This window comes from Companilactobacillus sp., from assembly GCF_022484265.1.
In the GTDB taxonomy this organism is placed as follows: Bacteria; Bacillota; Bacilli; order Lactobacillales; family Lactobacillaceae; genus Companilactobacillus.
This window is the reverse complement of record NZ_JAKVLR010000001.1, coordinates 1,751,137-1,762,981: the sequence shown is the minus strand read 5'-3', so window position 1 is coordinate 1,762,981 and position 11,845 is coordinate 1,751,137. Positions and strand designations below refer to the sequence as shown.

The 11,845-nt window shown below is 38.6% G+C and carries 12 protein-coding genes; 3 read left to right on the top strand and 9 right to left on the bottom strand.

The features are described from left to right. Window positions 1-56: 56 nt before the first annotated feature. From LKF16_RS08405 to LKF16_RS08380, 6 genes are read right to left on the bottom strand one after another with little or no spacing between them, the layout of a single operon-like run. A complete protein-coding gene (locus LKF16_RS08405) occupies window positions 57-836 on the bottom strand; it encodes a transporter substrate-binding domain-containing protein (protein ID WP_291470470.1) in 780 nt (259 codons plus the stop codon). A 12-nt stretch (window positions 837-848) separates the two neighbouring features. Continuing rightward, the gene (locus LKF16_RS08400; RefSeq protein WP_291470469.1) at window positions 849-2,228 is read right to left on the bottom strand and encodes a class-II fumarase/aspartase family protein; all 1,380 of its coding nucleotides are present in this window, start codon (window positions 2,226-2,228) and stop codon (window positions 849-851) included. Window positions 2,229-2,255: 27 nt separating this feature from the next. Then, window positions 2,256-2,996: an amino acid ABC transporter ATP-binding protein gene (locus LKF16_RS08395; protein WP_291470468.1), complete on the bottom strand. Its 741-nt coding sequence runs from the start codon at window positions 2,994-2,996 to the stop codon at window positions 2,256-2,258. Continuing rightward, on the bottom strand, window positions 2,929-3,672 hold the full coding sequence (locus tag LKF16_RS08390) for an amino acid ABC transporter permease (RefSeq protein WP_291470466.1): 744 nt from the start codon (window positions 3,670-3,672) through the stop codon (window positions 2,929-2,931). The genes LKF16_RS08395 and LKF16_RS08390 overlap by 68 nt, the downstream gene beginning before the upstream one ends. A gap of 19 nt (window positions 3,673-3,691) precedes the next feature. Beyond that, entirely contained in the window at window positions 3,692-4,225 is a 534-nt protein-coding gene (locus LKF16_RS08385; RefSeq protein ID WP_291470464.1) for a GNAT family N-acetyltransferase, read from the bottom strand. Next, window positions 4,225-5,646 (bottom strand): MmgE/PrpD family protein, encoded by a 1,422-nt coding sequence (locus tag LKF16_RS08380; protein ID WP_291470462.1) that lies wholly within the window; start codon window positions 5,644-5,646, stop codon window positions 4,225-4,227. Before LKF16_RS08380 ends, LKF16_RS08385 begins: the two co-directional genes overlap by 1 nt. 769 nt (window positions 5,647-6,415) lie before the next feature. Between LKF16_RS08380 and LKF16_RS08375 the strand changes: the two genes are divergently transcribed. Both LKF16_RS08375 and LKF16_RS08370 read left to right on the top strand, forming a co-directional pair. After that, window positions 6,416-6,928, top strand: a complete 513-nt coding sequence (locus tag LKF16_RS08375; RefSeq protein ID WP_291470460.1) for a DUF1440 domain-containing protein — start codon at window positions 6,416-6,418, stop codon at window positions 6,926-6,928. Window positions 6,929-6,931: 3 nt separating this feature from the next. Further along, on the top strand, window positions 6,932-8,257 hold the full coding sequence (locus tag LKF16_RS08370) for an MFS transporter (RefSeq protein ID WP_291470458.1): 1,326 nt from the start codon (window positions 6,932-6,934) through the stop codon (window positions 8,255-8,257). Between the two features lie 50 nt (window positions 8,258-8,307). On the opposite strand, the gene LKF16_RS08365 is transcribed toward LKF16_RS08370, so the two are convergent. After that, window positions 8,308-8,535, bottom strand: coding sequence for a hypothetical protein (locus tag LKF16_RS08365; RefSeq protein ID WP_291470456.1), 228 nt, complete (start codon window positions 8,533-8,535; stop codon window positions 8,308-8,310). Between the two features lie 188 nt (window positions 8,536-8,723). Between LKF16_RS08365 and LKF16_RS08360 the strand changes: the two genes are divergently transcribed. After that, entirely contained in the window at window positions 8,724-9,692 is a 969-nt protein-coding gene (locus tag LKF16_RS08360; RefSeq protein ID WP_291470454.1) for an agmatine deiminase family protein, read from the top strand. On the opposite strand, the gene LKF16_RS08355 is transcribed toward LKF16_RS08360, so the two are convergent. Together LKF16_RS08355 and LKF16_RS08350 are read right to left on the bottom strand one after the other, a co-directional pair. After that, window positions 9,689-10,336, bottom strand: a complete 648-nt coding sequence (locus tag LKF16_RS08355; protein ID WP_291470452.1) for a DNA-3-methyladenine glycosylase — start codon at window positions 10,334-10,336, stop codon at window positions 9,689-9,691. The genes LKF16_RS08360 and LKF16_RS08355 overlap by 4 nt on opposite strands. A gap of 772 nt (window positions 10,337-11,108) precedes the next feature. Continuing rightward, entirely contained in the window at window positions 11,109-11,837 is a 729-nt protein-coding gene (locus LKF16_RS08350) for a C40 family peptidase (RefSeq protein ID WP_291470450.1), read from the bottom strand. Between the last annotated feature and the right edge of the window lie 8 nt (window positions 11,838-11,845).

Below are 11,845 nucleotides of genomic sequence, written 5' to 3'. Positions count from 1 at the left end.
TTTTTGTTGTTCTATGACTTCAGTATGAGCTGTTTTACAAAAGACGCAAGTGGATTCTACTTAGAGCTGACATCGATTCCGGCAAAATATTCCTTGGATAACTTCGAAATTGTTCCGTCTGCTTGTAGTTCATCGATTGCTTTATTGAATTTCTTTTGCAATTCCTTACCATTACTATCCTTATTGAATGTAATGGCAATAGTCGATGGAGAAAATTCTCCTTTTACTATCTTCAATGGCAAATTCTTTTGTTTGATAACTGCAGCTAAAATTGGCTTAGCGTTTGAATAGCCGTCAGTTTGCTTGTTAATAACGGCATTCATTGCGCCTTCACGGTCATCGTAAGTCTTGGCCTTAACGTCGATTCCTAAATCTTTCATTTGTTGAACTTGGATCGAACCGACTGTGGCAGCAATCGTCTTGCCCTTTAAATCTTTAATGTCATTGATATCAGCAGATTTATTTACTGCTACTGCTGAACTAAAATATCCATAAGGCTTTGAGAAATAAAATTGTTTTTCTCTTTCTGGTGTAACTGTCACATTGCTAGCGATGGCGTCGACTTTGCCGCTTTGCAATTGACCAAACAATCCATCGAAACTAGTTGTTGTGAATTGAACCTTGTAACCAATTTTTTTAGCGGCGGCTTTAGCTACTTCAACGTCGAATCCTTTTAATTGGTTGTTCTCCTTATACGATCCTGGAAAACTCACTCCTGTTGTCACAATTTTGATTGTCTTATCAGTATCGCCACTAGCTTTATTTGAGCATCCCGTCAAAACTATCCCTAATGTAAAAATAATTGCTAAATAACCTAATAAACGTTTTCGTTTCATTAATTTTTCCCCCTATGCTGGAACATTTTCTGTCGTCTGAAAGACGCTGTCTGTTTTTTGCAAGACTTGATCGATTTTTTCTTCAATACTGCCAATATCTTGTTTGGCATCTGTCCAAGCGATAACTTCGTCTTTTGAAAAATTCGAATTTACTTCATTTTCTAAATATAAAACATCAATAAAATTCTTATTCTGTTCAATTGCGGCCATTGCACTGTCGTAAACCAATTTATGTGCTGTTTGCTTGCCAACGACAGTGCCCAATTGGAACATGATCCTTTCAGCAAATGGCAGACCATTTTGAAGCTGAATATTATCAAACATCTGCTGTTCATTAACTTTTAAACCTTCAATAATATAGTTAGCATTCGTCAACTGAGCGTCTAGATAATTCGTGATCTCTGGTAAAACTACCCATTCATTTCGCCAATGAATGGCGTCACGCTCACCCTCAATCAACATTGATTCCAACATTAGACCAACATCCTTAAAAATCGGTTGAGTCAAACTAGTTAATCCCTCGATCAGAGCTGGATTACGTTTTTGAGGCATAGTCGATGATCCTACTTCACCTTTGACAAACGGTTCATTAATTTCATTGACCTCAGTCCTCATTAAGTTATAAAGTTCATGCCCAATTTTTCCTAAAGTTCCTGAATATATTCCTAAAACTGAAGCAAACTCCGAAAAGCGATCCCGCGATGGCTGCCAAGAAATACTAGGAACTTGTAAACCAATCTCACCCAAGGCTAGTCTTTCAATTTCCGGTCCCTTAGGACCAAAAGCAGCATATGTTCCCACGGCACCATTTAAACTTCCAACAAAGATATCTTCCTCAGCTAATTGATCTAGTCTCTTTTGATCCCGGATCAACTCATCAAGCCAGATAGCTAATTTAAATCCAAAGGTGATAGGAATAGCTTGAATCCCATGAGTTCGTCCAATCATCAAGGTCGAACGATATCGCTGAGTCTGATATTTTAACGTTTTTATTAGCTGTCTTCCATGTTCTCGCAACAATTCATAAGCTTGTTTAGTTTGCAGCATGGTTCCAGTATCAACGATGTCCTGGGTAGTAGCTCCATAATGAACGAACTCCCCGGCCTCAGGTCCTGCCAATGCTTGCAAGTGATTGATCAAAGCAATCAGTGAGTGTCTCTTTTTAGCACTTTCTTTTGCTAACTCTTCAATGTCAAAGTTTTCAATCTTTGCTTGTGCAACTATCTTATCGGCTGCAGATTGCGGGATCACTTGTAACTGTCCTTCAATTTTTGATAACGCGGCTTCGATCTTTAATTGTTGAGTGATTTTATTGTTGTCGTTCCAAATCGAACGCATTTTTTCAGTACTAAAATTATTTTGTAATAATTGTGAATCCAATACGTCAGTCATTTGATCCCTACTTTCTCTATTAAAAAATTATGATGCTAATGAATTTACGAATGAACTGATCCGTCCATTCCCTTCGCCTGACAAAATATCCTTAGCCGGTCCTTGGTCAACGATCTGACCATCTTCAATAAAAACGGCATTATCAGCGATTTGACGAGCAAATTCCATTTCGTGAGTCACCAAAACCATGGTGATATGTTGAGACGCTAAAGCGGCAATTGTCTTTAAGACGCTTTCGACCAATTCGGGATCAAGTGCTGAGGTCGGTTCGTCCAATAAGATCACTTTTGGTTTGACGGCAATTGCTCTAGCTATTGAAACACGTTGTTGCTGTCCCCCAGATAAAGTAACTGGATACTGGTCGATGACCTCTTGTAGACCAACTTGTTGGATAACTTTTTCAGCTCGTTTTTCAGCTTCTTTCTTTGAGGCTAAACCATTAAAAACTAATGGTGAAACGACGTTTTGTCTGACGGTCATATTTTTAAATAAGTTAAATTGTTGAAATACCATGGCTGAATTTTGGCGTAACAACTGAATCTTTTTCTTAGTAATATTTTTTGCTTCAGCTGTAATGCCGGCAATTGAGACTGCCCCGTCGCTAGGTTCTTGCAATAAATTGAGCGTTCTCAATAGAGTTGTTTTTCCTGAGCCACTGGGACCTACAAATGCCGTGACCGTTCCTTCTTCAACCTGCAAATTAATGTGTTTCAAGACTGGTTTCTTTGAAATCGTTACTGATAAATCGTTTACTTCGATGAATGACATTGAGATCCCTCCTGTATGGTCGACTTAATGAAACTTCGACGCGATTTTGAATCCAGGTATAAATTACGATCAGAGCCCAGTACATCAGGCCTACTGCTAAATAAGTTTCAAAATACTTAAATGATTCTCCAGCTAACATCTTTCCATCGCCGAATAATTCCGTCAGTCCTAAGGTAAAGGCTAAAGATGTCTCTTTCAGCAAACTAACAAAGGTATTTCCTGTTGCTGGCAGCGCGTTGATTGTCGCCTGTGGCAAAACTACGTGGAAAAACAATTTTGGACGAGAGATGTTAAGTGCTTGTCCCGCTTCAATTTGCCCGTGGTCAACTGAAGTAGCTGCTGCTCGAAAAATTTCTGCTAAATATGAAGCTTCTTTAAAACCTAATCCAAATATGGCAGCTCCGACTGCGGGCATCCCTCTTAATGAAGGGAAAAGCTGTGGCAATCCGTAAAAAATCAAAAATAGCTGTACTAATGTTGGCATTCCACGAAACAGTGAAATATAAACATTAGCAAAGTATTTCAGTGGTTTAAAATTAGACAATTGAAATGATGTCAAAATACCGCCTAGTACGATTGCCAAGGCCATTGCTCCAACTGCCATCGCTAATGTGATCGGGATATATCCTGATAAATGCCCAAATAATGTAAAAAAGTAGCTCCAATCAAAATTCATAGATTTCACCTCATTGTTTTTAAATTACTGACTGTAAATATGTATCGTTAACTGTTTTGATAGCTTGATCATTAAGAACCTTGATCATAAACACTGTTTGATGGTCGCTAAACATTCGGACCGTATCGACCTGCTTAAATCCTAATGATCGATAAGCAGCTTGTAGCCAAGGATGCTCCACCGCAGTTCCTAAACTGATTGCCGGAGCTGACAACTGTTGAATGGCAAAATCGTCGATGACAAACTGAATAATTTTTTTGGCTAATCCCTGATGTTGAAACTCGGGATCGGTCGCAATCCAACCTAGGTGCGGCAGGTCAAAGGGTCCTGGATTAGTGGACCAAGGTAAGCGAACCGATGCTGTAGCAACGATTCGGTCGTTGCTTTTTATTGCGAATGTTGGGGTTGTCTGAACATGCTGTCGGACTTGTTCGTCCGTGATATTGGCAGCTTTAAAATGAATCTGCAATTTTTCATCAGCTTGATAAGCCCGGTGCAATAAATTAGTTAATTGTTGAATATCCTTAAAATCAGTCACTCGCGAAAAATCCATTAGGAAAACCTCCTTAGATCGATTTGCCACAGATTGCCTAATTCTTGAAGATATCCTTTTGTATCGGTCAATTTACTTAGAATTTCAATAATTGGTCCACCGAGTCCAGCAACAGCTTTTTTAACAATTTCGTGATCAGTCAAAGGATCCTCTGGAGAACCATGCGGAATCTCCACTTTAAAAAATTGATGTTCATTTCCTTGGACGATTTCAATTTCAATTGGGCGTTTGTTTCGATCAGACACCTGCAAATCATGCACGCGTTTGATTTTTCCAACTGATTCCGTGAATCGTTCATCTACCGGACGATTGAAGAAGTCGCTATTTTCAACGTCTCCTCGATTTAGAACTAGCCATACAATGTACTCGATCGAAAACTTTCCCGCCATCCCACTTTGAGGATTAGTTTGTTTCAAGGCCAAATCGCCTGATCGTGGATAGTGACAAATTATCTGGTCGCACTCAGAAAAGCGAACACCTGCTTGCCAGGCTTTTTTTGCTGCGTTATATCCAGACAATGCGGCTGAACAAATCGGACGTTCTTTAAACCAGAGTCCCGGATTAAGAATCTCTGCTGGTTTTAGCCAATCATCGATCAAATCATTAATAACAAAATATTCATCGGTAATAACTGCAGTCCAACCGTTGACTGAATCAAACGGATCATCGTTTGCAGTTAATCCAGTTTCAATCAGCTCATAGGCGGTGACTGCGTTTCTGGCTGCAAAGCCGGCATTCAAAGGTTTCCCATCGCTTCCCTCTTGCGCTATTTGTCCAGAAGCCTGCGTAGTAGCTAGCGAGATGATCTGCGAAAGTTTTTTCACATCAACTTTTTTATAAACGCCGACTGCTGCGGCAGCCGCAATAGTCCCGATCGTCCCAGTTGAATGCCACCCATTGCCAGCGTGTACTGGATTAAGGATTCGCCCAAGCTTTCCAGCTAACTCAACACCTTGAACATAAGCCCAGAGGAGATCCGAAATTTTATCAGATGAATCGCTGATAGCTAATAATGCTGAATAAATCACCGCACTAGGATGTCCCCGAAAATTTGCTTGAACATCATCGATGTCTAAATAATGTGCAGTGAATCCATTGAACAATGCTAGTTGAGATGCTGGACGATTGGCCTCCAGATCAGATGTTGTTTGATTGATCTGCAAAGTCTTCGCTAAATTGATAACAGCTTTTTCGTTTAAGGCTAACGAGTAACAGCCCAGATAATCGATCAAAGCCCTTCGAGCAATTGGAAAAAGTTGTTCCCGTTCTGCTTCAGTTGATTGAGTTAATAATAATTTACTTACGATATCAGTATTGTTTGCGATAATAATCTCCTCCTTTGTCCCAGTGAGAATTTTGTAAAAAAAAGACCTCCGCCCTGCGCAAATTAATGCACAGGACGAAAGCCTTCGTGGTACCACCCGTTATTTTTACAGACATTGCTGCCTATAACTCTTCAACACCTATTGATGTCTAGGATAGTATCGCATCCAAACGGGCTGACAGCTTGCACTGCTTGCCTAAAAACTCCGAGCTCATCTTCAGTTACGGTTTGATTTCGCCCTTTCACTAACGACGATCGCTTTGTATCTACTGAGTAACCTACTCTTCTCATCAACGTATTTAATGTTATTAAATTATGTTTAATAAATTAAATCCTTAATTATATTTTGTCAATGGTGTTTTTATTATAAATCACCCGTAATCCGGCTGAATCGTTTGCTGGTATTGGACTTTCAAAAAACAAAATATTTTTCAAAATTTTTGAATAAATTAATATTTTTTAATATATTTTCTCTTTTTTGCAAAATAAAAACGCCCACTGACAGGTGGACGTTACTTAATATATATGGGGTTATATATTTAATTTAGGGGTTGAGTAATATTTATAGGGGGGGAATATTATTCAAATTTAGGGATTATTTATATTTAATAAGTTGTGTAAGTAATTTATGAAAAAATGTGTTTAGGGATTAATTTTGAAGAAAGCCTTGATCCATCCGGTCACCTCTTTGCTATTTGACTATGTATAAAGAATAACGTTACTTTATGAATAATCAGTTAGCTAACTGAGAATAAAAATTAAATAAATTGTGAAGAAATTATGTCTTATTTGAATATCAATGACGGGCTTAATTAATAAGCTTGTTCTATAATGAAACCAAATACTGTTGAGGAGGTATTCATCATATGCGTTTGAACAAGAAACAAAAGCTTAACTTAAAAGATGCTGTTATTGCTGGTACAGCTGCGGGGATCTTTTCTGGTTTAGTCAAACTTGGCTGGGAAAACATTCTACCACCACGTACTGCGGAACGTGATTCTACTAACCCACCACAGAAATTGCTCCAACAATTCGGTGTCCCTGAAAAAGTTACACATGCTACTTATACTTATTCTGGACATCAACTTCCTTGGGTCAGCTATTTGATGCATTTTGGTTTCTCAACTTCTTTTGCAATCATTTATGAAGTATTGTTCGAGAACAAAAAGTATCTTAGAGGTACTTCTAGCACGATTTTTGGCTTAGCTATTTGGGTAGCTTTCCACTTAGGAATCATGCCTTATATGGGTACTGTTCCTGCAGGTAAGGATCAACCTACTGAAGAACACATCTCAGAAGCACTAGGACACATTGCTTGGATGTGGACTAATGATTTGGTCGGACATGAAATCTACCGTCGTTTAACAGAGAAGAAATAGCCCATGAACAGATGGCGCACTTCTCTAACTGAACGTATCAGTTATGGTTTAAGTGATGCCGCAGATAATCTAGTTTTCCAAATGATGACTACTTATCTGCTTTTCTTTTACACGGATGTTTTTGGATTAACAGCTAGCGAAGTAGCGGTCCTGTTTGTGGTCGCTCGAGTCGCTGACGTTTTTGAAAGTCTGATCATCGGTGTCATGATCGATAACACCCATTCGAAATGGGGCAAAAGCCGTCCCTTCTTTCTTTGGTATGCCTTCCCTTATGTCATCTTTGCCATTTTGACTTTTGTTACGCCAAACTTTTTACCGCATAGTGGAAAATTAGTCTGGGCTTATGTAACTTACTTAGCTCTGGGCTTTCTTTACACTGCCGTTAATTTGCCAATTACGTCGATTTTGCCAACTATGACCGATAACGAGCAGGAAACAACTTTGCTTGGAGTTATCAGACAATTCTTTGGCTCTTCTGTACAGATCATCGTCGGAACATTCACCATTCCCTTAGTTGCTCTGTTTGGTCGTGGCGACCAACAAAAGGGCTTCTTAGGAACGATAATCCTTTTTGGGATAATTTCCTTAGCCTTGATCTTGAACACCTTCTTCCACGTCAGAGAGCGGTTCACCGATAAAACTATCAGTCATCAACCTGTCAAAAGCGTTTGGAATATGTTAAAGCAGAACAAGCCTTGGATGGTCATCTCAGTTGTGATCTTTTTATATTGGTTAACGACGTCAATTAAAAATCAAACAACTATTTATTACTTCAAATACGTCATAAAAGACGAAAATTTAGTATCTTGGGCAAATGGTTTCACATTCACCGCCCTTATCGGTGTCGTCGCCATTTACTTCGTCTCTGCTAAACTCGGCAAAAAGAATACTATGTTGCTAGGAATCGTTACCGGATTTATCGGACAAGTCATCATCTCAATTGGGGCTTACACCGAGCACATCCCAACGATATTTACCGGAGTCTTCATCAACTCGATCGGTAACGGCTTCATCATCGGACTAGTTTCGATCATGATTGCCGATACGATTCGATACGGGACTTCGATGGGAATTCAAGCTGAAGGTGTCTTAGCATCAACAGATGACTTTGGAGTAAACCTGGGACTCGGATTAGGTGGCCTGATCACCGCCGGTTCCTTAGATGTTTCTGGATACTCATCCAACCAAGCCCAAAGTGCCAATGCCATTTCTGCCATTAATTTAAATTACGCACTAATCCCTTTAGCACTTTACGTAATCATGTTCTTAGTCTTATTGCTTTATAACGAAACTAAGATCAATACCGCAATTAAAAAGAATACGAATTAAAAATAAGCTGCAGATCAGAAATGGTCTGCAGCTTTTTTAGATTTTCGCTGTTAAAATAAATTTCTCAACTCTGGATCTTCTCGCATAGCTTTTTGATAGTCGTAATCTCTCCACTCTGGATCCGAAAAGATATTTTTATGATGACTGGGTTCATATGTAATAACCCCGTTAACATCTGTATTAACTAGATATTTTTCCCCAACCTTATCATTCATATCGGATGGAGCTGTCAAAACTAAATCATTTCCTAACTTTCTAAGTTCGACAATCTTGACCATTTCCCAAATCCTCCGTACTTTTGATAAAGCTAATATAAATCCAATAAGAATAACTATTCAATAATTATTTTAAATATATCCAAACTCTGTCAATAATGAATTTATCCCGTCAACTCGGCTTTATATTTTTTATTAAATATATATAGAAAAGCTGCTGTTATACTCTTCTCGAAACGAGGAATGTGAGTATGAAAAAAGTAATTATCGCAAGTTTACTAATAGGATTTACATTATTTTCAACGGGAGCAAATGTTGCTTCCGCAACAACAATTTACGCTAGTTTGCCTGACCCGAAAGATACATATTATCTGCACTATTCAGACGTCATTGAGAAATTCAATCAAGATTTGCAAATATCTGCGTCATCATCGGACCATTTCACTAGCCTAACTTATGAGAATGCAGATTTCACGACGACAAATTTTTACTATCCTGACATTTGGATCCGTGACGTTGCACCAGTCATCACTTCAAAGATGGTCAAATTCAAATATTCACCTAACTACTTGCCAAAGTCAGACAGCAAATACCTCAATCGCCGTTTCAACAAATTTTTAAAAAGACGTTATCGCTTCGACAAATCTAATTTAGTTTTAGATGGTGGCAATGTCCAATGGAATGGCGGCGATACAATCATCTTGACTAAACAAGTCTTACTTGATAATCGTGAATGGTCAAAATCTGAGATCATTGACGAATTAAAAGATAAACTATCCGTTAAACACGTTATTATCATCTCTAAAGAACCTGGTGACATCCTTGGCCACAGTGATGGAATGGTCAAGTTCATTGCAAAGCACAAACTATTCATTAATGATTTTAGCTATGAGCCAGGATTTCGGAAGAAGGTCGAACATGAAATACTTCAAGAATGTCCAGAGATAAAATTTATCGTACTGCCTTCTTCGTACACTGATAAGGGACAATATGATTCAAAAATTGCATCAGCCAGAGGGTTATACATCAACATGCTGGAAACTAAAGATGCAATTTATTTTCCACAATATAATTTAAAAAATGATCATCAAGCGATGAAAATTGTGGAAAGATATACTACGAAAAAAGTTATCCCCATCAATATTTCTAAGTTATCAACAACCGGCGGATCAATTCATTGCCTTACTTGGGAAGTTCCATCTAACAAATTCAATCGTTAATTAGTGGCGATTGACGTATCCTTCCACCCAAACATCTCATTATCTGTCTCCTTATTTTTAATGCTAGAGACATATGGATTTCCTGCGACTGCAAAACGATTGCCAATTTTATTTTCAGAGTGGTCATTTTTTGAACCCATTCTTGGCAACGTTAGGATCTCGTTTGGTTTCAATGCGTTGGTAAAATCTAAAAACAATTGATTGCCACTAAAGGATTGACCATTTAATGACAAGTCATGAATTCCAATAGCCTGACTCAATTTGCCTGGACCATTAGTCTGATTTTTTCCATTGATGGGCCGATTATCTTCCAGAATACCAAGACCACGACTGGGTTGAATAGCTCGAATCAAGATACCATGTGGAGTTCCCTTAGGTTGAACAGCAATGTCAATCATGAAGGATCCGTACATCCGGTAAATAAAAATTGATCCACTCTCATCATACAGATGCTTGCTCTTCTGATTGTTAACTCCTTGATAAGCAAATGAACTGGGATCCTCAACGCCAAAATAGGTCTCATCTTCAACGATGTAGCCGCCAGCGAGTCCTTCAGGAGTTTTATGGACAAGTTCTACTCCTAATAGTTGTCTGCCGATCTCGTCTGTATCATTTAAAGAAAACAATTCATCAAATTGATTCATAGTCACACCTCGTTTTTTATACTACTTAATTAAACTACGAAACTTTGGCTAGATTTCTCCGTCATTCTATAAAAAAGTTAGCAAAATAAAAAGAGGCCACCTGGAAGTATTCTCGGACTTCCAAATAGTCTCTTTCAGACAAGATTCTCGTCTCTTGTCTGGATCCTCTTCATAATGTTACAAATAGTTGAATTACGTTCAACTATACTTAATTAGTGGATTGCTTGTTTCAGCAATTCAATAAGTTTTCTATAGAGTCACTCTCTACAGTGCAGCTTGTTTGCTGCCTAATTAGTTTACCATACTACTCGGGGTTTCTGATTAAAAATTAACAATATGTATCATCAATTATAAAAAAAATAATCAAGTTCAATGATGGTTCGGAGCATTATTCTCGATTCCGGAGTAAAAACGCCTCAGGCGACTGTGACGCCATGGCCTCAACTTGAAGCCAATCCACATAGTTCGTGGCTTGTCCTAAGCGTTTTTCAAACGCTAACGACAATTTCAGGATTAGCACTGTGTCGTTTTCTCCCCTCCGTCTAACATCAGGTGTATTAATCAATATTTTTTATGGATATCCAGGCTGATCTCGCATTTGCCAATGCCTGATATAATTCAAATCGGCTAGCAACTCAATTAACCGTGAGATAGTTTACTCTAGCTTTAATTTTTGGGATACAAAAAGACCACATCCTCGGATGTGGTCATTACGGGTAGTATTTAATTTTTGTTTTGTGGTATTCGATTCCTAGTTGTTATTGTCTATATATTATAGAACTTTAACAGCGAATGAAGGCATGAAGTAACTTGAGATACTTGCAATCTTCACGTTTTCGCCTGGTTGTGGTGCAGCGATGTATTGGTTGTTACCTAAGTAGATACCTACGTGGTAAGTTGAACCTTCGCTACCCCAGAATAATAAGTCACCAGCTGATGCTGATTGAACTGATTCATGTTGTCCAGCTGATTCTTGGGCTACTGTGTAACCACCGATACTCTTACCAGTTGCTTCTTGGTATACGTATGATGTGAAACCTGAGCAGTCAAATCCTGAAGGTGTCTTTCCACCCCATACATAAGGTGTTCCAACGTATGCTTTGGCTGTGTTGATCAAGTTTTCAACAGCTGATTGTGTTGAAGGTGCTTGTGTAGTTGCTTCTTCTGTTGTAGGGTTGGCTGTCATTTCAGCAGCTTTAACCCATTGGTTACCACCTAATGCGTACCAAAGGTTACCAGCAGCATCTGTTTCTTGACCAAGAACTGCCCAGTCAGAACCTTCAGCTAATGAACGTCCAGCAAGTTTTGAGTTATTGTCTGCAGCTGTATAAAGCTTAACCATTGAGTTAGCACGAACAACTGATGGCATGTCTGAATCTGTTGTTGCAGCATGTGCAACGTGTGATTCTGATGATGTATTTGTAAGATTAGAAATTCCTAAACCTGTAACTGCAAGTGACGCAGCGGCTGTAAATGTAACAAGACTCTTTTTGATATTCAAAATTAAAT